Consider the following 20,205-nt stretch of genomic DNA (forward strand, 5'->3'; position numbering starts at 1 on the left):
CAGCGCCTCTTCAATGGTTTCGGCGAACTTGATCGGCAAGGCGGTCTCCAGCACCACCATGGGCACGCCGGCTTGCAGGTGCGCGCGCGCGACCTTGAGACCGTCGGCGGTGTGGGTGTCGATCATGGTGCCGAAACGCTGGAAGGTGTCGCGCAGGGTGTGCAGGCGGTCGGCGTGGGTGCTTTTACCGCTGGCGAAACCATAATGCCTGGCCGCTGACTGGAAGACCGGGTCGGCGCTCAGGTCGAAACGCCCGTTCTTTGTCAACTGCGCACCAAACAGGTCGGCGACGCGGGTCGCGTCGCGGCCCAGCAGGTCGAACACAAAACGCTCGAAGTTGGAGGCTTTGGAAATATCCATCGACGGGCTGGAGGTTTCGTGGGTGTCCGCGCTGGCCCGCACGCGGTAGACACCGGTGCGGAAAAATTCGTCGAGCACATCGTTCTCGTTGGTCGCGACCACAAGCTTGTCGATGGGCAGGCCCATCATGCGCGCCACATGGCCGGCGCAGACATTGCCGAAGTTGCCCGAGGGCACGGCGAAGCTGACCCTGGGGATCGGGGAGCCCTCACCCCTGCCCTCTCCCAGGGGGCGAGGGAGCAAAGGGGAAGTACCGGGGCTTGTCCCCTCTCCTTCCGGGAGAGGGTTAGGGTGAGGGTCAGTCGCCTGGAAGTAACCTGCAAAGTAGTAAACCACCTGCGCCATCAGCCTGGCCCAGTTGATCGAGTTGACGGTGCCTATGCGGTACTTGCGCTTGAAGTCCAGGTCGTTGGACACCGCCTTGACGATGTCCTGGCAATCGTCGAACACGCCTTCGAGCGCGAGGTTGTGGATATTGGCATCCTGCAGGCTGAACATCTGCGCCTGCTGGAAAGGGCTCATGCGGCCCTGCGGCGAGGTCATGAAGACACGCACGCCCTTTTTACCGCGCAGCGCGTATTCGGCCGCGCTACCGGTGTCGCCGCTGGTGGCACCCAGGATGTTGAGCTCTTCGCAACGGCGCGCCAGTTCGTACTCGAACAGGTTGCCGAGCAACTGCATCGCCATGTCCTTGAAGGCCAGGGTCGGGCCGTTGGACAGGGCTTCGAGGTAGAGGCCGTCTTCCAGCTTGCGCAGTGGAACAATCTCGGCCGAACCGAAAACTTCCTCGGTATAGGTTTTTTCGCAAATCGCCTTTAGGTCGGCCGGCGGAATGTCGTCGATGTACAGCGACAGCACCTCAAATGCCAGGCTGGCATACGGCAACTTGCGCCACTTTTCAAGCGTCGCGGCATCGACCTGCGGATAGGTCTCGGGCAGATACAGGCCACCGTCGGGTGCCAGGCCTTCGAGCAGAATTTCGCAGAAACGTTTGCGATCCGCGTGGCCGCGCGTCGAAAGATAAAGCATCAGGCCAACTCCTCCTTGCGGATGCGCGTGATCGGCGACAACACGGTAGGCAGGGCCTGCATCTGCGCCAGGGCGCCGTTCATCTTCGCCTCCACGCAGTCGTGCGTCAGGATGATCAGGTCAGTGTGGGTCGAGCCTTCGCCGCCCACCTCATCAGCCTCGCGCTGCAGCATGGCGTCGATGCTGATGCCGGCGTCAGCCAGGATGCCGGTCACTTTGGCCAGCACGCCAGCCTGGTCGGCCACGTTCAGGCGCAAGTAATAACTGGTGACCACCTCGCTCATGGCCAGCACGGGCATGTCGCTCATGGACTGCGGCTGGAAAGCCAGGTGCGGCACACGCTGCGCGACATCGGCACCGTGCAGGCGGGTGATGTCCACCAGGTCGGCGATCACCGCGCTGGCGGTGGGCTCACTGCCCGCGCCCTTGCCGTAGTAAAGCGTGGTGCCCACGGCATCGGCCTGCACCACCACGGCGTTCATCGCGCCCTCGACATTGGCGATCAGGCGTTTGGCTGGCACCAGGCTGGGGTGCACGCGCAGCTCGATGCCCTTGGCAGTTTTTTTGGTGATGCCCAGCAGTTTGATGCGGTAGCCGAGCTGCTCGGCGTAACGGATGTCCTGCGCGCCCAGCTTGGTGATGCCCTCGACATAGGCCTTGTCGAACTGCACCGGGATGCCAAAGGCAATCGCCGACATCAGCGTGGCCTTGTGCGCGGCGTCTACGCCTTCGATGTCGAAGGTCGGGTCAGCCTCGGCGTAACCCAGGCGCTGCGCTTCTTTCAGCACCACGTCAAAGTCCAGGCCCTTGTCGCGCATCTCGCTCAGGATGAAATTGGTCGTGCCGTTGATGATGCCGGCGATCCACTGGATGCGGTTGGCGGTCAGGCCTTCGCGCAGCGCCTTGATGATGGGGATGCCGCCGGCGACTGCGGCTTCAAACGCCACCATCACACCCTTGCGGTGCGCCGCTGCAAAAATCTCGGTGCCATGCACAGCCAGCAGGGCCTTGTTGGCGGTGACCACGTGTTTGCCGGCTTCAATCGCTTCCATCACCAGCTGTCTGGCAATGCCGTAGCCGCCTATCAACTCGATCACGATGTCGATCTCGGGGTTGGCGATGATCTTGCGCGCATCGGCCACCACCTCAACGCCCTCGCCGGCAGCAGCCTGCGCGCGCGCGGTGTCCAGGTCGGCCACCATGGCGATCTCGATGCTGCGGCCGGCGCGGCGAAAAATTTCTTCCTGGTTGCGCTTCAAAACGGTGAACACACCGCTGCCCACAGTGCCCATGCCCAGAAGGCCTACCTTGATCGGTTTCATAGATGTCGATGTTATGTTGTCTTGCTGTCTTGCAGCTGGAAAAAATTCGGCGAAGGTCGGCTGGAATTATCAGGCGGTCGGCTTGCGCCGGGTTTCGAGAAATTTGGCGATGCGGCCAATCGCCTCACGCAGATCTTCCTCATGCGGAAGGAAGACGATTCGAAAGTGGTCCGGCGCCGCCCAGTTGAAGCCGGTGCCCTGCACCAGCATGACCTTGGTCTCCTTGAGCAGTTCCAGAAAAAACTGCCGGTCGTCAGTGATCGGGTAGACCTGCGGGTCCAGCCTGGGAAACATGTAAAGCGCCGCACTCGGCCTGACGCAGCTCACGCCCGGAATCGCCGTGATCAGCTCGTAGGCCAGGTCGCGCTGACGGCGCAGGCGGCCGCCCTCGCCGGTCAGGTCATTGATGCTCTGGTAGCCGCCCAGCGCGGTCTGGATCGCCCACTGGCCCGGTACGTTGGAGCACAGCTTCATGTTGGCCAGCATGTTCAGGCCTTCGATGTAGTCCTGTGCCTGCTTCTTGGGGCCGGACACCACCAGCCAGCCTGCGCGGTAGCCGCAGGAGCGGTAACTTTTGGACAGCGAGTTGAAGGTCAGCGTCAGCACGTCGGTGGACAGGCTGGCCATCGCTGTGTGTTTCACGCCGTCGTACAGCACCTTGTCGTAGACCTCGTCGGCCAGCAGCACCAGGCCATGTTCGCGCGCAATCGCAACGATGCCCTTGAGCAGGTCGTCGGAATACAGCGCGCCTGTCGGGTTGTTCGGGTTGATGACCACGATGCCCTTGGTTCTGGGCGTGATCTTGGCGCGAATGTCGTCCAGGTTGGGCATCCAGCCGTTGTCTTCGTCGCACAGGTAATGCACCGGCGTTCCGCCCGACAGGCTGGTGCTGGCGGTCCACAGCGGGTAGTCCGGGGCCGGCAGCAGCAGCTCGTCACCGTTGTCGAGCAGCGCGTTGGTGGCCATGGCAATCAGTTCGCTGGCGCCATTGCCGAGGTAAATATCGTCGAGCACCACACCTTTGATGCCCTGCTTCTGCGTCTCGTGCATCACCGCCTTGCGCGCCGCAAAAATGCCCTTGCTGTCCGAGTAACCCGCCGAGGCCGGCAGGTTGCGGATCATGTCCTGCTGGACTTCCTCGGGCGCGTCAAATCCGAAGGCCGCAAGATTGCCCAGGTTGAGCTTGATGAGTTTTTGCCCCTCTTCCTCCATCTGCTTGGCGGCGTCCATGATCGGGCCGCGGATGTCATACAGCACATTGGCCAACTTGGCGGATTTATTGATCGGTTTCATGAAACTTTCAGGAATTGAAGGCCACGGCCACACCGTCTGCGGGGCGGACAACCCCACCGGCTACCGGCATGAAGCACGGTGCAGCACCTGGAAATTCGGGCGGAATCTATAATTTGACCACATAAACCCCTGATTTTCCCGGCATGCCGCCGCCCCTTCCCCTCCAGAACTCCGCATGAAACTGCAACCCGACCAGCTCGACGTTCAATCCATCCTTGGTTATGGCCCCGGCTGGATTGGCCTGGGCAGCAAGGGCGTGGCCGAAAAAATCGAGCACAGCATCGTGATCGGCTCCCGCGGAGAAAAGTTTGACTGGGCCTGCAGCCGTTTTGAAGACCTCACCGAAGAACACTTTTCTCGCTTGGTCGCGACCCGTCCCGAACTGGTGATTTTTGGTAGCGGCACGCGCCTGCGCTTCCCGCCGCCAGCGTTTTTGCGCAGCCTGATGGTGGCCCGCATTGGCGTGGAAACCATGGACACCATCGCGGCCTGCCGCACCTACAACATCCTCGCCGGCGAAGGGCGAATCGTGCTGGCTGCGCTGCTGATGGAGACCGCCGGGGACCCCGTGAAGTGACGCTTGGGCTTTCAGAGTAAAATCTAGGGTTGCGTTTGGTGCAAAGTCCGTCTGGCTTACCAAGTCAGGCGCGGCGTTGCCACCAGAGCCAACGGCTAATTACAACTACTTTCGTCAGGGTCCAAGCAGTATGGCAGTCGTCGTCAATAAACTACTCCCCGAATTTGAAGCCAACGCCACCAGTGGCATCAAGGTCTCCAACCAAACCCATCTGGGCCACGTGGTTGTCCTGTATTTTTACCCCAAGGACAACACGCCCGGCTGCACCACCGAAGCCATGCAGTTCCGCGACCGTTATAAAGACTTTGTCAAGGCCGGCGCCACCGTGTTTGGCGTCTCGCGCGACAACATGAAATCACACGACGAGTTCAAGGCCAAACTTGAGCTGCCCTTCGAGCTGATCGCCGATACCGAAGAAAAAATGTGCCATATGTTCGGCGTGGTCAAAAACAAGATCATGTACGGCAAAAAGGTCAAAGGCATCGAGCGCAGCACCTTCCTGGTCGGCGCTGACGGCCAGCTCAAGGAAGAATGGCGCGGCCTGAAAGTGCCAGGGCACGTGGACGACGTGCTCAAGGCCGTCAAGGCGCTGAAAAAGACTGCTTGAGGCGGCATCACAGCCTCATTCCGCACCCCTCGGGCCAGTCATCGGAGTCGTGTATAGTAACTTCATGCTGTTGACCCTAGCGACTGCGCCCACCGAAAAAGCCGCCCTGGCCTCCAGGCGGCTTTTTCGCTTTTTGAACCCTTATTTTGTGAGCCCAAAGCACCATGCCCCTGCCCCCCGCCCCGACCAAACGTGCCGCTTTGCTCTCGACCGAGGCCTTCGACGCCCCGGCCCGGTCGCCGTCCAAGGCAGCACGAAAACCGGAACAGACCGAGCCGGCCCGCAAACAGCCGGCGCTTGAACTGTTTGACAGCCGCTCGGCTGGCGGCGACGCAGAACACCCCGTGGCCTACCAGGCCAAAGAGCACACCCGCGCCGGCGCCGCAGGCAGCTATCACAAGGACAGCGCTCAGCCGGCTCGGCCACAAGCTGTGCCTAAAACCAAAAAGCCCAAACACACGGGCCCGACCAAGCTGTTTGTGCTGGACACCAATGTGCTGATGCACGACCCGATGTGCCTGTTCCGCTTTGAGGAACACGACATCTTTTTGCCCATGATCGTTCTCGAAGAGCTTGACGGCCACAAAAAAGGCATGACTGAAGTCGCGCGCAATGCCCGCCAGACCAGCCGCACGCTGGACGCGCTGGCCGGTACCAGCGGTGCCGACATCGCCAAGGGCCTGAAGCTGGACACCACCGGCCACCGCGAAGCCGGCGGCTGCCTGTTTTTCCAGACCAGGGTGCTGGATTACTCGCTGCCCATGAGCCTGCCTCAGGGCAAAGCGGACAACCAGATCCTGGGCGTGGTCGAAGCGCTGCGCAAGGAGTACGCGCCACGTGAAGTGGTGCTGGTGTCCAAGGACATCAACATGCGCGTCAAGGCCCGCGCCCTGGGCCTGGCCACCGACGACTACCAGAACGACAAGACACTCGAAGACGGTGACCTGCTCTACGCCGGATCGCTGGCCCTGCCGACCGACTTCTGGACGCGCCAGAGCAAGACCATCGAAAGCTGGCAACAAGGCAGCCACACCTTCTACCGCATCACCGGCCCGATCGTCGGCAGCCTGCTGATCAACCAGTTTGTGTTTTTTGAGGCACCCGGTGAGCCACCGCTGTACGCCAGAGTCACCGAGATCCGTGCCAAGACGGCGGTGCTCAAGACGCTGAAGGACTACACCCACCTCAAGAATGCGGTCTGGGGCATCACCACCCGCAACCGCGAGCAGAACTTCGCGATGAACCTGCTGATGGACCCCGAAGTGGACTTTGTGACGCTGGCCGGCACGGCAGGCACCGGAAAGACGCTGATGGCCCTGGCCAGCGGCCTGACGCAGGTGCTGGACGACCGCCGCTACACCGAGATCATCATGACCCGCGCGACAGTCAGCGTTGGTGAAGATATCGGCTTTTTGCCAGGTACCGAAGAGGAAAAAATGGGCCCATGGATGGGCGCACTCGACGACAACCTGGAAGTGCTGGGCAAAAACGACAGTGGCTCCGGCGAATGGGGGCGCGCCGCCACCAACGAGCTGATCCGCTCACGCATCAAGGTCAAGAGCATGAACTTCATGCGCGGCCGCACCTTTCTGAACAAATACGTGATCATCGATGAGGCGCAAAACCTGACGCCAAAGCAGATGAAAACACTGATCACACGGGCCGGTCCCGGCACCAAGATCATCTGCATGGGCAACCTCGCACAGATCGACACGCCCTACCTGACCGAAGGCTCATCCGGCATGACCTACGCCGTGGACCGCTTCAAGGGCTGGCCCCACGGCGGGCACATCACCCTGGCGCGGGGTGAGCGGTCGCGGTTGGCGGATTTTGCCAGCGAGGTGCTTTGACCGGACTCGAGGGCGTGCCGCCAGACAAGCAGGGTGCTTCGGCGCGGGACCTGGCGCTGTTGCGGCAGGCCATCGCACTGTCGGCAGAATCCCGTGCCAGGGGATGCCACCCCTTCGCCGCGCTGGTGGCCGACGAGAACGGCCACGTCATCGCCACTGCCGGCAACAATTCGATGCCGCCGCAGGGCGATCCGACCCAGCACGCCGAGCTGGCCGCCGCAGCGTTGGCCGCCCGCGTACTCACGCCGGAGCAATTGGCCACATGCACGCTGTACACCAGCGCAGAGCCCTGCTGCATGTGCGCCGGCGCGATCTACTGGTGCAACATCGGCCGCGTCGTCTACGGCCTGTCCGAAGACAAGCTGCTCGAACTGACTGGCGCCCATCCCGAAAACCCCACCCTGTCCCTGCCCTGCAGGCAAGTCTTCGAAACCGGCCAACGGCCTGTCGAGGTGCTGGGCCCGTTGCTTGAGGACGAAGCCGCCCAGCCGCATCAGGGCTTCTGGACCACGAACGATTCATGCCACGGCTAGTGCCGCCGCTTTTTCATCAGTTTCACCCGTCCCTTGGGCAACAGGCCCAGAGCCGCACGGGCCAGCGCATCCGCCTCGCCATTGCGATGCCGCGGTATCCAGTGCAGCGTCACGCGGGGAAAAGTCGCCAGCAAGGTGGCCGTCTCATCGTACAGCATGGCCAGCCGCAGCACGGGCGGTGCGCCAACAGCGCCCAGTTGCGCAATCAGCAAACTACTGTCGCTGTAGATCTGTAAAGCAATGGCACCACGCGCCTGCACATCGCGCAGTGCCAGCATCAGCGCCCTCGCCTCCGCCTCGTTGTTGCAGCCTCGGGCATCTGTTGCCATCGACAGCAGGTGCTGCGTGCCGTCCGGCGCGACGAGGACCGCGCCCAGCCCCATTCGACCGGGATTGGGCACCGCGCTGCCGTCGCAGTGGATGGTCCAGGATTGAGCCATGGGCGGAGCTGGCTTGTGCATCGCGCTACTCCTGTCTTCCGACCACCCGGGCCGCCGTATCACCTTGCAAAATCCTGCCTCCTGAATCAGGGAATCGCCCGGAGAAGTGTTGCTGTCCTGCGGATTGGGAGAAAAGGGGATGACGCCCCACCGCCCGAATGGCCCCGCACGTCTTGTCGTTCGCAGCATCGGGGGTCCCCCCTGTCCCCATACACCCGTCCACCTGTATCCGGTCCATACACCGAACAAAAGAAAGCCCGCAGAAGCGGGCTTTCAAGCAAATCGGTGTGCCCTGCATCAACCCATGTGCAAACCACCATTGAGCGAGAAGTCCGCGCCCGTGGCGTAACCGCCTTCGTCCGACGCGATCCACGAAATGATGGAGGCGATTTCTTCCGGGGTGCCGAGGCGTTTGGCGGGCACGCCGGCGACGATTTTCTCCAGCACGTCGGGGCGGATGGCCTTGACCATGTCGGTGCCGATGTAGCCCGGGCTCACGGTGTTGACGGTCACGCCTTTGGCTGCCACCTCTTGCGCCAGCGCCATGGTAAAGCCGTGCAGGCCGGCCTTGGCCGTGGAGTAGTTGACCTGGCCGAACTGGCCCTTCTGGCCGTTGACCGAGGAGATGTTGACGATGCGCCCGTAGCCGCCTTCGATCATGCCTTCGATCACCTGTTTGGTGACGTTGAACATGCTGTCGAGGTTGGTGGAGATAACGGCGTCCCAGTCGGCCTTGCTCATCTTGCGAAACTGGCTGTCGCGTGTGATGCCGGCGTTGTTGACCAGCACACTGACCGGGCCGTGATCGGCCTTGACCTTGTCGAAGGCACCCACGGTGGAGTCCCAGTCGCCGACATTGCCGACGGAGGCGTAGAAGGTGTAGCCCAGTGCCTTCTGCTCGTCCAGCCATTTGGTGAAGTCACGCGTTGGGCCGCAGCCGGCCACGACGGTGAAGCCGTCCTTGTGCAGGCGCTGGCAAATGGCGGTTCCGATGCCGCCCATGCCGCCAGTTACGTAAGCTACGCGTTTCACCATGTCTTGCTCCTTGATTTATTGATTCTGAAAGCCGTTGAAAAGAGAATCTGATGACCTCACCGGTGGCTGCAAATTGCTATCAAATAAATAGCTGGTTGCGCTCACCCGGCAAGGGCCACAAGCTGTTTTAACCCATATTTATCGTTCCAGTGTGAGGGCAACCCCCATGCCGCCACCGATACACAGGCTGGCGATGCCTTTTTTGGCATCACGGCGCACCATCTCGTGGATCAGCGTCACCAGGATACGGCATCCGGACGCACCAATCGGGTGCCCAATCGCGATGGCGCCGCCGTTGACGTTGACCTTGCTGGTGTCCCAGCCCATTTCCTTGTTGACGGCGCAGGCCTGCGCGGCAAAGGCTTCGTTGATCTCCAGCAGGTCCAGGTCCTGCGCCTTCCAGCCGGCACGCTGCAAGGCCTTGGTCGATGCAGACACCGGCCCCATACCCATCATGGCCGGGTCCAGTCCACTGGTGGCATAGCTGGCGATGCGGGCCAGTGGCTTGAGGCCCAGGGCAGCCGCTTTTTTGGCGGTCATCACCATGACCGCGGCGGCACCATCGTTGATGCCGGAGGCATTGCCGGCGGTGACGCCGCCGGCTTTGTCAAACGCCGGGCGCAGGCCAGCCAGGCCCTCCGCTGTGCTTTTGCGATTGATGAACTCATCGGCGGCAAACACCAGTGGATCGCCTTTTTTCTGCAGGATCGAAAACGGGATAATCTCGTCCTTGAACTTGCCGGCGTCCTGCGCGGCCATGGCCTTGGTCTGGCTGGCCAGGGCGAGCTCGTCCTGCATCTCGCGGGTGATGCCGTATTTTTTGGCGACGTTTTCAGCGGTGATGCCCATGTGGTACTGGTTGTACACGTCCCACAGGCCGTCGACGATCATGGAGTCGATCATCTTCCAGTCGCCCATGCGCTGGCCGTCGCGCGAGCCATTGAGCACGTGGGGGGCGGCGCTCATGTTTTCCTGGCCGCCGGCAATCACGATCTCGCTGTCGCCGGTGGCCACCGACTGCGCGGCCAGCATGACAGCCTTGAGGCCGGAGCCGCAGACCGCGTTGATGGTCAGGCCGGGGATGGCGTGCGGAAAGCCCGCCTTCACCACGCTCTGGCGCGCAGGGTTCTGGCCAGCGCCGGCAGCCAGCACCTGGCCCATGATGACCTCGCCAATCAGTTCGGGCGACAGGCCCGCGCGCTCTGCCACCGCCTTGATGACGGCGGCGCCCAACTCGGTGGCGGGAACCTTGGCCAGGCTGCCGCCGAACTTGCCGACGGCCGTGCGGCCTGCTGAGACGATGACGATGTCTTCCATGATGTTTCTCCAGTTGAACTCAGCTGTCAGTCATTGCGGGCTTGACCCACAATCCACGTCGGTGTGCTGCATCATCCGAGGCATGGATCCCGGGTCAAGCCCGGGATGACAGGTTTTCTTTCAGGCCCTGGCCTTGACATAACGGCCGGGCGCGGGCTCGATGGCCTTGTACTTGCGGCTGCCGTAACTTTTGGGTGCGGCCACCTGCTTGCCGGCATGGCCCTTGAGCCAGTCGGACCAGTCGGTCCACCAACTGCCGGGGTGTTCGGTCGCGCCCTTGAGCCAGTCGGCCTGCGCGGCGGGAAACTTGCCCTGTGGCAACTTGTCATTCGTCCAATAGCTGCGCTTTTTCTTGGCCGGCGGGTTGATGACGCCGGCGATGTGACCGGAGGCACCCATGACAAAACGCTTTTTGCCGGGCAGCACCTGCGTCGAGGCATAGGCCCCACCGACCGGGACGATATGGTCTTCGCGTGAGCCGAAGATGTAAGTGGGCATGTCCAGCTTGCCCAGATCGATCTTCTGCCCGCACACCGTCAGCTTGCCGGGCTTGGCCAGGTTGTTTTCGAAGTAGGTGTTGCGCAAATACCAGGCGTAAAACGGCCCGGGCAGGTTGGTCGAGTCGCTGTTCCAGTAGAGCAGGTCAAACGGCGGCGGCGTCTCACCCTTGAGGTAGTTGCCCACCACGTAGTTCCAGACCAGGTCGTTGGGGCGAAGAAAGCTGAAGGTGGATGCGAGTTCTTGCCCCTTGAGCAAGCCGCCTTTGCCCATCTGCATCTCACGGAACTGAACCGATTGCTCGTCGATGAAGATGTCCAGGATGCCGGTGTCGCTGAACTCCAGCAGCGAGGTCAGGAACGTGGCACTGGCCACGGGTTTTTCGCCCCGGTCGGCCAGCACCGCAAGCGCAGTCGCCAAAATCGTGCCGCCGACGCAGAAGCCGAGCGCGTTGATGGTTTTCGCGCCGGTGATGTCCTGCGTGACTTCAATCGCCTTGATCGCGGCGTGCGCTATGTAATCGTCCCAGGTTTTTTCGGCCATCGATTCGTCGGGGTTGCGCCAGCTCACCACAAAAGTGCGGTGGCCTTGCGCGACCGCGTAACGGATCAGCGAGTTCTCGGGTTGCAGGTCAAGGATGTAGAACTTGTTGATGCAAGGCGGCACCAGAACAAAAGGCCGATCGTAGACCTTGGCGGTCAGCGGTTTGTATTCGATGAGCTGAAAAAACTCGTTTTCAAAAACGACAGCGCCTTCGGTGGTGGCGACGTTTTTACCGACCTCGAAGACACTCTCGTCGGTCATCGACACGTGGCCCTGCTTCATGTCGTGCAGCATGTTCGCCAGCCCCCGGGCGATGCTCTCGCCCTGGCTGTCGATGGCTTTTTTCTGTGCCTCGGCATTGAGCGCCAGGAAGTTGCTGGGCGCGGAGGCAGCCATCGCCTGCTCGACGGAAAAACGCACGCGGGCCTTTGTTTTTTCATCGCCCTGCACCGCATCGGCCAGTCCCATCAGGGTGCGGGCGTTCAGCAGGTAAGCCGACGCGGCAAATTGCGAGACGGGGTTCAGGTGCCAGGCTTCTGCCGCAAAGCGCCGGTCGGTCGAACCTTGTGTTTTGGCCTGCAGGCCGCTGTTCCAGAGCGTGCTGATCTCCTCAAGGTAGGTCTTCTGGATTTCCAGCAGCTTGAGCGGGTCGATCTGCAGGGGCGGCAGGGCCGTCTGTGGATCAGCCATGCCGAGTTGCGCAAAACCGGGTGCGGTTCCCAGCCCGCCACCGGCCATGGCACCCATGACCTGCTTCAGGCCCTGGGCAAAGGTCTCTTGCATCTGTTGGGCCGCTTGCGCCAGGTTTGCGTCAGAATTCATGCTTGTCTCCCCGCGTGTGGACGGGCTCTCGTTTATTGATGCCTGGCAGGCGCGCCGCTTATCATGCCATGAGAGCCTTGGCCCAGTATCGTGGAGATTCCTTTCAAACTCATGACGCGGCACAAAGTTTTATGTATTTGATCGTCATTGCCTGGATGTATGTCGTGCTCATGATGAGCGTGGCCGAAGCCACCCACCCCGCCGGCACCCTGCTGGGTGCGCTGGTGACCTTTGTACTCTACGGCGTGGGGCCTGTGGCATTGGTGGTTTACCTGATGCGTGCGCCGGCACGGCGCAAGGCCATCAAGGCACGTGAAGCGGCCGAAGCCAGCACGGTGACCCCCGACGTCCCCGGACCCGATTCATTCGAGCCAGATGCAGGCAGCCATCCGGCCGGTGGTGCCGAAGCCGTTGCCATGGACACCAGCATCGCGCCGGTGCGAAAAGAACCTTGAGGGCTTGCCCACGGTGCACCACGGCGCGCTGCCATCGTTGCCATAAATCTGCGTGATGCCCAGCGCCTGCAGCCGCAGGCGCGCCAGACCCGCCAGATCGGCCAGGTATTTGCCCGGGGCCGCCGCAGTGAAGCAGTCTGCGGCGCGGGGATGGCGGTCGACAAACGCCACCCTCACCTCTGCGCCCACTTCAAAGGCTGACGGGCCGATACACGGACCCAGCCATGCTATTGTATTAATAGCAGATTGCGCCCGTCTGCCTTGGTCTGGAGCCCAAAAGCGTTCACAAGTTTCTTCCAGAACGCCCCGACCCTGCTTCCCAGCCAGGCCGCGCCAACCAGCGTGGGCGGCTGCGACGGCAGAACCTTCATCGCTTGTCAGCAGCACCGGCAGGCAGTCGGCCACCATGATGGTGCAGGCGACGCCGCGCTGCGAGGTCATGGCGGCGTCAGCCTGCAGGCCGTCCGGCGTGCTGCCGTCCAGCGGCAACACGGCCACACCATGCACCTGCTGGAGGAACATCGGTTTGGCGTGCATGGCGCGGGCCAGCACAGCGCGGTTGGCGGCGACGTGGGCAGGTTTGTCGCCGACATGGTCACCCAGGTTCATGCTGTCCCAGGGTGCCCCCGACCCGCCGCCCTGCCGGGTGGTGAACAGCGCACGCACCCCGGACGGCGCAGGCCAGTCGGGGATCAGCCAGTCGGGGTGCACGGCGTTCCGCCGGTCAGGCTTCGTTGTCCGGGCAGGCGGAAGGCTGGGCTTTCTGGAAAGCCTCGAGCACCATGCAGGCCTCGTAAGCTGCCATGGTGCGCGGAAGGCCACCAAAGTCCACATCAAACCGTTTGGCGTTGAATATCTGCGGCACCAGGCAGCAATCGGCCAGCGTCGGCGCGTCGCCATAACAGAAGGTGGACGGTGGCAATGCGGCCAGCTGGCGTTCGAAGGCTTCCAGACCTTCGCGGCACCAGTGGCGGTACCAGGCGTTCTTGGCAGCTTCATCAACCTTGAGCTCACGCACCAGGTACTTGAGCACACGCAGGTTGTTGACCGGGTGGATCTCGCAGGCAATCGACTGGGCCAGGGCGCGCACCTTGGCGCGGCCCAGTGCATCTGCTGGCAGCAGCGCCGGCTCAGGATGTTTCTCGTCCAGGTACTCGATGATGGCCATGGACTGCGAAAGTTTTTCGCAATCCACTTCGAGCAGCGGCACCAGGGTGTCGGCCGACAGTGCGGCATAAGCCTCTTTTTTGTGGTCGCCTTTGGCAATGTGGACGGGAATGTACTCGTAGCGCAAACCCTTGAGTTCAAGCGCAATACGCACGCGAAAGGACGCGGAAGAACGGAAGTAGTTGTGGAGTTTCATGGCTGAAAGCATAAACTACCGCCCCCATGGTCGCGCCGTTCGTGTCGCTTCCTACTGCGCTGGTTGAGCGAACACCCTGCTGCAGGGTTCGTAATCGCCTGTGCGACTGCCCCACCCGCCAGGCCCCACTACCATCCGCTCACCACCCCTTTTTGATTTCAGCGGAGACACCCATGAGCACCATCACCACCCTGACCAACCACCAGGTCCGCCTGGCCAGCCGCCCGGTCGGCCTGCCGACTCGCGACAACTGGAGCTTTACCACCGAGCCGGTGGCCGAGCCCGGCCCCGGCGGCGTGCTGGTCAAAACCCTGAGCCTCTCGCTCGATCCGGCCATGCGTGGCTGGATGAACGAGGGCAAAAGCTATATCCCGCCGGTCGAGATAGGCGCGGTCATGCGTGCTGGCGGTGTCGGCAAGGTGATCGCCTCCAACAATCCGGCCTTTGCCGTGGGTGACTATGTCAATGCCGGGCTGGACGTGCAAGAGTACTGTCTGATTCCTGAAGCCCAGATCAAGCGCAGCGGCATGTTCAAGATTGATGCGGGCATGGGCTTGACCTCCTGGCTCAACGTGCTGGGCATGCCCGGCATGACCGGCTACTTCGGCCTGCTGGATGTGGGCCAGCCCAAGGCCGGCGAAACCGTGGTGGTGTCGGGCGCAGCTGGCGCCGTCGGCCAGACCGTCGGGCAGATCGCCAAACTCAAAGGCTGCCGCGTGGTCGGCATCGCCGGCGGCAAAGCCAAGTGCGACTGGGTCGTCAAGGAGCTCGGCTTTGATGCCTGCATCGACTACAAGGCCGGGGATGTGAAAGCCGGGCTGAAGGAGCACTGCCCCAAAGGCGTGGACATCTATTTTGACAATGTCGGCGGCGACATCCTCGATGCGGTGCTGACCCGCATCACACGCGGCGCCCGCATCATCATCTGTGGCGCCATCAGCCAGTACAACAACACCACGCCGGTCAAGGGCCCGGCCAACTACCTGTCGCTGCTGGTCAACCGGGCGCGCATGGAAGGCATCGTGGTCTTCGACTACGCCGATCGTTACCCGCAGGCGATTGCCGAGATGGCGACCTACCTCAAGGAAGGCAAGATGAAAAGCAAGGAGGACGTGGTGGTGGGCCTGGATACGTTCCCGGAAACCCTGCTCAAGCTTTTCAACGGCGAGAACTTCGGCAAGCTGGTGCTGCAGGTCGCGAAGGAATAGGGTCGCTCAGTTCAGCGCCCAGCGCGCAGTGAACACTGCCGCCATGCCGGCGGCGGTGAAACTGACCGTCTCCCTGGTCAACGCCCCACCACCAGGCGGATGGCCGGCAACACGCGTTCGGCCTCGGCCCGGCGCTCCAGCGCCATGCGCATGTTCATCTGAGCGACTTCGGTATGTTCAATCGCAAGCGCCTGCGCACGCGTGCCCTCGCCGGCCTTGAGCGCGGCAAACAACATGTGGTGCTGGCGGTGTGCGTACAACATCCAGTCGCGGTCCAGTGTCACCGTGCCCTGCATGGGCAGCATCGCAGACGCCGGGGCAAACGGCAGTTTGTCGTTCAAAGCAACCGCACGCTGCAAGGCGCGGTTGCCGCTGGCTTGCAGAACCAGCGCATGGAAGCGGTCGTTCATGGTGGCGTAGGCTGCATAACTCTCGTAGTCCAGCGGGTTCGCGGTCAGCGCAAGATCGCCTTCGTCAAGGCAGGATTGCAGCTCACCCTGCAGTTGGCGCGAGACGCCGTGTTCGGCCACCAGCCGCGCCGCCATGCCTTCCAGGTGGCCCCGCACCGCAATCGCGTCGGCCACCTCTTGCGGCGTGAATTGCCGTACCAGAAACTTGCCGGTGTCGTTGGCCTCGACCAGGCCTTCCTGCTCCAGCGCCACCAGTGCGGCACGCACAGGCGTGCGAGAGGCCCCCAGGCGCTCGGCCAATTGCTGCTCGGCCAGGCGCTGGCCGGGTTCGAATTCGCCGCGCAGGATCAGGTCGCGCAACTGGATCAACACCGTCTCTTGCAAGTTCATGGCCCAGACTGTACACTGAATTCATATTTCGGTATACCGTTTTAGAAGGTCGTCTTTATGAATGCAGAACAAAACGAATTGATCACCCGGGTTGGTCCCGGCACACGCTGCGGCGCGCTGCTGCGCAGCTATTGGCAGCCGGCGGCCCTGGTCGATGAATTCAACCCGGCGCTGGATGCGCGCATGGAAAAGCGTCCAGTCAAGGCGGTCCGCCTGATGGGTCAGGACCTGGTGCTGTTCCGCGATGACCAGCGCAACTACGGCCTGCTGGACCGCGACTGCCCGCACCGCGGCGCTGATCTGTCGTTCGGTCGCGCCGAAGGCGACGGCTTGCGCTGCCCCTTCCACGGCTGGAAATTCGACGTGAGCGGGCGCTGCATGGAAACCCCGGCCGAACCCGCCGGCAGCAAACTGTGCGCGCGTGTCAAACAGCGCAGCTACCCCGTGCTCGAAAAAAGCGGCGTGATCTTCGCCTGGCTGGGCCCGGAGGGCTCGACCCCGCCGCCGCTGCCAACCTTTGACTGCTTCACCGCGCCGGCCACACACACCTTCTCGTTCAAGGGCCTGTGGAACGCCAACTGGCTGCAGGCCTTCGAGGTCGGCATCGACCCGGCCCATCCGTCTTTTCTGCATCGCTTCCTGCAGGACGAGGCGCTGGAGGACATCGGACAAAACGCGGCCGGCAAGCAATTTCGCAGCGCCAGCGCAGGCGCCATCGACGGCGAGCAATGGCCGATGACGCGCATCATGCGTGAGTTCGCCCAGCCCGAAATCAGCGTCGAAACCAAGCCCTGGGGCATGCAGCTCACCGCTTTGCGCCCCATGACCGACAAGCTCACGCATGTACGCGTGACCAATGCGATTTTTCCGGCTACGTTTGTCATCCCGCTGTCGGAAACCATGACCATCACCCAGATGCATGTGCCGGTGGACGACACCCACACCTACTGGTACTCGTTTTTCACCAGCTTTGCCGGGCCGCTGGACAAGGAGAGCATGCGTGCGCAGCGCCAGCAATTCATCTCGCTGCCCGACTACATCCCCAACGCCGGGCGCCACAACAATTGGGGCTTCAACGCCGCGGAGCAGCGCACCCAGACCTACCTGGGCATGGGCGAGGAAGACATCAACGTGCACGACCAGTGGGCGGTGGAAAGCATGGGCGCGATCCAGGACCGCACGCGAGAACACCTGGGCAGCTCGGACAAGGTCATCATGGCCAACCGCCGGGTACTGATCAAGGCCATTGCCACCGTGCAGGAAGGCGGCATCGCGCCCGGTATTGCCGACGCCAGCCAGGCGGACCTGATGCGCGGACCGGATACGGTGGACGGCATCGCCCCCGCGGGCGAATGGCCGAGCTGGTGGCAGGCGCAGGCCCGGGCCAAGCAGGCCAGCGCCCCCTGGAACTGCAAGGACGGCACGCAGGTCGCGAACGCATGAGCAGCTTCGCCGAATACTGCGGCATCCACGATGCCACGCGGCAGCGCGCGCTTGAACAGACGCAAACGCTGATCTCTGCCAGCGGCATCGAACTCGTGCGTTTTGCCTGGTGCGACCTGCACGGCACGCTGCGCGGCAAGACGCTGGTAGCAGGCGCCACCGCCAAGGCCATGCTGGACGGCGTCGGCCTGGTCAGCACCTTGCTGCTCAAGGACACTTCCGACCGTACCGCGTTCAAGGTCTTCGAGGCCGGCGGCACGCCGGGGTTACCCGGCTTCGAGTTTGCCAGCAGCCTGCTGCTGCTCGCCGACCCTGCGAGCTTCAAACAATTGCCCTGGGCGGCAGCGACCGGCTGGGTCCAGGGCCAGCCCTGGACGCAGGACGGCAGCGCCGTCGAACTGGACACACGGCGGATCTTGCAGCGCGCGCTGGCGCGCCTGGCCGACGCCGGCTACGGCATGAAATGCGGGCTGGAGATCGAATTCCACATCTACAAAATCCTCGGCGATGGAGCGAGTGACCAGCTCGACCCCGAGCAGGCCGCCTGGCCTGGCCTGCCGCCGAAAGTCGCGATGATCCACCCGGGCTACAACCTGCTGGCCGAGCAGTGGTTTGACCTGGCCGAGGAACCGCTGCGCATCGTCCAGCACACGGCGCAGGCGCTGGGTCTGCCCCTGCAGTCGCTGGAAATCGAACTCGGCCCCAGCCAGGTCGAAGCCGTGTTCGACGCCACCGACGCCCTGACCGCGGCCGACAACATGGTGCTGTTTCGCAGCGCGGTCAAGCAGGCGCTGCGGCGGGCCGGTTATCACGCCACCTTCATGTGCCGTCCGCCCTTTCCTGACATCATGTCCAGCGGCTGGCATCTGCACCAGTCGCTGGTGGACATACATACCGGCACCAACCTGTTCCAGCGCGATACGCCGGCAGAGGGCACACAATCCACCGATGCGCAACACACCCTTTCCGCGCTGGGCGAACACTACCTGGCCGGCCTGCTCGAACATGCGCGCGGCATGACGGTGTTCTGCACACCAACCATCAATGGCTTTGGCCGCTTTCGCCCGAACGCCCTGGCACCGCGAGCCGTGCTCTGGGGCCGCGACAACCGCGGCGCCATGCTGCGCGTGGTGGGCCAGTGCCAGGATGCGGCGACACGCATTGAAAACCGCATCGGCGAATCGGCCGCCAACCCCTATCTCTACCTGGCCTCGCAGATTCACGCCGGGCTGGACGGAATCAGTCGCCAGTTGAAAGCACCCGCCGCCACCGACGCCCCCTATGGCGAGGCCGGGGTAAAAATACCCACCAGCCTGGGCGAGGCACTTGACGCTTTGCGGGCCGACGGTGCGCTGGTTGAAGCCTTCGGCAGCAGCTTTATCAACTACTTCACGCGCATTAAGCAGTCCGAGATCACGCGCCACGAGCAGGCCGAGGACAAGGACGACTGGCAGCGCCGCGAATATTTCAGCCGCATCTGAGCGGCAGGGTTTTCATGCTTACTATAAATTTCATAGCTGCCAGCGCCCAATCCATAAGAGCTGGAGGCAAAATTGGCCAAAGCCTCATGGAGGCAGCGGTCGCGGCGGGCATCGACGGCATTGCGGCTGATTGCGGCGGGATGTTGACCTGCGCGACCTGCCATGTGTTTGTGCATGAACCCTTCGCCAGCCGACTGCCCGGCGCAGACGGGGAAGAACTGGCCATGCTGGCTTTTACCGCCACGCCGGCCACACCGGCCAGCCGGCTGAGCTGCCAGATCCGGCTGAGCGCAGAACTCGACGGTTTGACGGTAGAGTTACCGGCCAGCCAGTATTGATGCTCAACCCAAGGAAACCCAAGGAAACCCATGATCCTCGAACTCGCCGACATTCGGATCGCCCCCGGCCAGCAGGCTGCTTTTGACGAAGCCATCCAGCGCGGTCTGGCCACCGTGATTGCCGGCGCCAAAGGCTTTCAGGGCTTCAAGATCGACAAGGGCATTGAAAGCCCGGAGCGCTATATCCTGCAGATTTTCTGGGACACGCTGGAAGACCACACCGTCGGGTTTCGCGAGTCGGCGGCTTTTGCCGACTGGCGCGCCATCGTCGGGCCGTTTTTTGCAGCACCGCCGGTGGTTGAACACTTAACCCTGCTGGCCAAATCAGCCTGATGCCTGCGGCCTGATGATGTCCAGGCGGGGTCAGGCCATGTCGTCGTGGCCGGCAATCAGCTTGCTGAGCAGCGCAGCAAACTGCTTGCGCTCGGCAGCGTTGAGCGGGCTCAGCAAACGCGTCTGGACCTTGCGGACCGCCTGCTTCATCTGCAGCGCCACGGTCTGGCCTTCGGCCGTGACCCACAGCAACTTGCGGCGCTTGTCGGCCGGGTCGGCCTTTCGCTGCACCCAGCCCTTGGCTTCCAGCCGGCCGATGACCGAGCCGGAGGTGGCGGCGTCAAAGGCCACCCGGCCGGACAGGGTGATCTGGTCCTCGCCCGGATCATCCATCAGGGCGTTGAGGATGGCAAACTGCACAGGCGTCACGTCAAAGTCGGCGGTTTCTTCCATGAAGAGCGCGATTGACAACTGGTGAGCGCGCCTGATCTGGTGCCCGGGTGCTTCGCTGAAGTTAAAACTTTTTGGCATAGCCGGAGTTTAAGGGAGCCGTTCAGGGTATTTACCATGGCGGTAGATAATAAGCATACTTATTATTCGTCAACCACTTCCGTTTTC

General features: G+C 62.6%; 21 protein-coding genes. 10 read left to right on the forward strand and 11 right to left on the reverse strand.

The features are described from left to right. The 3 genes from ACESMT_RS06745 to ACESMT_RS06755 form a co-directional block, all read right to left on the reverse strand. The coding region (locus ACESMT_RS06745) for a threonine synthase (RefSeq protein WP_372825799.1) at positions 1–1,389 on the reverse strand (1,389 nt) is incomplete at its 3' end. Continuing rightward, positions 1,389–2,711: a homoserine dehydrogenase gene (locus ACESMT_RS06750; RefSeq protein WP_372825800.1), complete on the reverse strand. Its 1,323-nt coding sequence runs from the start codon at positions 2,709–2,711 to the stop codon at positions 1,389–1,391. The genes ACESMT_RS06745 and ACESMT_RS06750, both read right to left, overlap by 1 nt. 69 nt (positions 2,712–2,780) lie before the next feature. Beyond that, positions 2,781–4,004, reverse strand: a complete 1,224-nt coding sequence (locus ACESMT_RS06755; RefSeq protein ID WP_372825801.1) for a pyridoxal phosphate-dependent aminotransferase — start codon at positions 4,002–4,004, stop codon at positions 2,781–2,783. 175 nt (positions 4,005–4,179) lie between these two features. Between ACESMT_RS06755 and ACESMT_RS06760 the strand changes: the two genes are divergently transcribed. The 4 genes from ACESMT_RS06760 to ACESMT_RS06775 all read left to right on the forward strand — a co-directional run bounded on the left by ACESMT_RS06760 (position 4,180) and on the right by ACESMT_RS06775 (position 7,571). After that, entirely contained in the window at positions 4,180–4,581 is a 402-nt protein-coding gene (locus tag ACESMT_RS06760) for an Mth938-like domain-containing protein (protein WP_372825802.1), read from the forward strand. A gap of 130 nt (positions 4,582–4,711) precedes the next feature. Continuing rightward, a complete protein-coding gene (locus tag ACESMT_RS06765) occupies positions 4,712–5,188 on the forward strand; it encodes a peroxiredoxin (RefSeq protein WP_372825803.1) in 477 nt (158 codons plus the stop codon). Between the two features lie 164 nt (positions 5,189–5,352). After that, positions 5,353–7,038 carry a PhoH family protein gene (locus ACESMT_RS06770; protein WP_372825804.1) on the forward strand — a complete coding sequence of 562 codons (1,686 nt, stop codon included), beginning with the start codon at positions 5,353–5,355 and terminating at the stop codon, positions 7,036–7,038. Further along, positions 7,035–7,571 carry a nucleoside deaminase gene (locus tag ACESMT_RS06775; protein WP_372825805.1) on the forward strand — a complete coding sequence of 179 codons (537 nt, stop codon included), beginning with the start codon at positions 7,035–7,037 and terminating at the stop codon, positions 7,569–7,571. Before ACESMT_RS06770 ends, ACESMT_RS06775 begins: the two co-directional genes overlap by 4 nt. On the opposite strand, the gene ACESMT_RS06780 is transcribed toward ACESMT_RS06775, so the two are convergent. The 4 genes from ACESMT_RS06780 to phaC form a co-directional block, all read right to left on the reverse strand. Next, a complete protein-coding gene (locus tag ACESMT_RS06780; RefSeq protein ID WP_372825806.1) occupies positions 7,568–8,032 on the reverse strand; it encodes a ribonuclease HI family protein in 465 nt (154 codons plus the stop codon). The genes ACESMT_RS06775 and ACESMT_RS06780 overlap by 4 nt on opposite strands. Before the next feature lie 276 nt (positions 8,033–8,308). Beyond that, on the reverse strand, positions 8,309–9,046 hold the full coding sequence (gene phbB, locus ACESMT_RS06785) for an acetoacetyl-CoA reductase (RefSeq protein WP_372825807.1): 738 nt from the start codon (positions 9,044–9,046) through the stop codon (positions 8,309–8,311). 138 nt (positions 9,047–9,184) lie between these two features. Next, positions 9,185–10,363: an acetyl-CoA C-acetyltransferase gene (locus ACESMT_RS06790; RefSeq protein ID WP_372825808.1), complete on the reverse strand. Its 1,179-nt coding sequence runs from the start codon at positions 10,361–10,363 to the stop codon at positions 9,185–9,187. 120 nt (positions 10,364–10,483) lie between these two features. Continuing rightward, a complete protein-coding gene (phaC, locus tag ACESMT_RS06795; protein ID WP_372825809.1) occupies positions 10,484–12,226 on the reverse strand; it encodes a class I poly(R)-hydroxyalkanoic acid synthase in 1,743 nt (580 codons plus the stop codon). A gap of 131 nt (positions 12,227–12,357) precedes the next feature. On the opposite strand from phaC, the gene ACESMT_RS06800 reads away from it, so the two are divergent. Beyond that, positions 12,358–12,681, forward strand: coding sequence for a hypothetical protein (locus ACESMT_RS06800; RefSeq protein ID WP_372825810.1), 324 nt, complete (start codon positions 12,358–12,360; stop codon positions 12,679–12,681). Here ACESMT_RS06800 and pgeF read toward each other — a convergent pair. Both pgeF and maiA read right to left on the reverse strand, forming a co-directional pair. Next, positions 12,589–13,392, reverse strand: a complete 804-nt coding sequence (gene pgeF, locus ACESMT_RS06805) for a peptidoglycan editing factor PgeF (protein ID WP_372825811.1) — start codon at positions 13,390–13,392, stop codon at positions 12,589–12,591. The genes ACESMT_RS06800 and pgeF overlap by 93 nt on opposite strands. Before the next feature lie 13 nt (positions 13,393–13,405). Then, the gene (gene maiA / locus ACESMT_RS06810; RefSeq protein WP_372825812.1) at positions 13,406–14,044 is read right to left on the reverse strand and encodes a maleylacetoacetate isomerase; all 639 of its coding nucleotides are present in this window, start codon (positions 14,042–14,044) and stop codon (positions 13,406–13,408) included. Positions 14,045–14,217: 173 nt separating this feature from the next. Here maiA and ACESMT_RS06815 point away from each other — a divergent pair, with 173 nt between their 5' ends. Continuing rightward, on the forward strand, positions 14,218–15,252 hold the full coding sequence (locus ACESMT_RS06815) for an NADP-dependent oxidoreductase (protein ID WP_372825813.1): 1,035 nt from the start codon (positions 14,218–14,220) through the stop codon (positions 15,250–15,252). Between the two features lie 77 nt (positions 15,253–15,329). Here ACESMT_RS06815 and ACESMT_RS06820 read toward each other — a convergent pair whose 3' ends face one another. Further along, complete coding sequence (locus tag ACESMT_RS06820; protein WP_372825814.1) at positions 15,330–16,052, reverse strand: GntR family transcriptional regulator; 723 nt, start codon at positions 16,050–16,052, stop codon at positions 15,330–15,332. Positions 16,053–16,109: 57 nt separating this feature from the next. On the opposite strand from ACESMT_RS06820, the gene ACESMT_RS06825 reads away from it, so the two are divergent. From ACESMT_RS06825 to ACESMT_RS06840, 4 genes are all read left to right on the forward strand, one after another. Next, the gene (locus ACESMT_RS06825; RefSeq protein WP_372825815.1) at positions 16,110–17,495 is read left to right on the forward strand and encodes a Rieske 2Fe-2S domain-containing protein; all 1,386 of its coding nucleotides are present in this window, start codon (positions 16,110–16,112) and stop codon (positions 17,493–17,495) included. Further along, on the forward strand, positions 17,492–18,976 hold the full coding sequence (locus ACESMT_RS06830) for a glutamine synthetase family protein (RefSeq protein ID WP_372825816.1): 1,485 nt from the start codon (positions 17,492–17,494) through the stop codon (positions 18,974–18,976). Before ACESMT_RS06825 ends, ACESMT_RS06830 begins: the two co-directional genes overlap by 4 nt. Positions 18,977–19,062: 86 nt before the next feature. Then, a complete protein-coding gene (locus tag ACESMT_RS06835) occupies positions 19,063–19,314 on the forward strand; it encodes a ferredoxin (RefSeq protein WP_372825817.1) in 252 nt (83 codons plus the stop codon). A 30-nt stretch (positions 19,315–19,344) separates the two neighbouring features. Beyond that, entirely contained in the window at positions 19,345–19,647 is a 303-nt protein-coding gene (locus ACESMT_RS06840) for an antibiotic biosynthesis monooxygenase (RefSeq protein ID WP_372825818.1), read from the forward strand. Positions 19,648–19,677: 30 nt separating this feature from the next. On the opposite strand, the gene ACESMT_RS06845 is transcribed toward ACESMT_RS06840, so the two are convergent. Further along, positions 19,678–20,118 (reverse strand): MarR family winged helix-turn-helix transcriptional regulator, encoded by a 441-nt coding sequence (locus ACESMT_RS06845; protein WP_372825819.1) that lies wholly within the window; start codon positions 20,116–20,118, stop codon positions 19,678–19,680. Positions 20,119–20,205: the final 87 nt, after the last annotated feature.

This window comes from Polaromonas sp. (assembly GCF_041689105.1).
Lineage (GTDB): Bacteria > Pseudomonadota > Gammaproteobacteria > Burkholderiales > Burkholderiaceae_C > Polaromonas.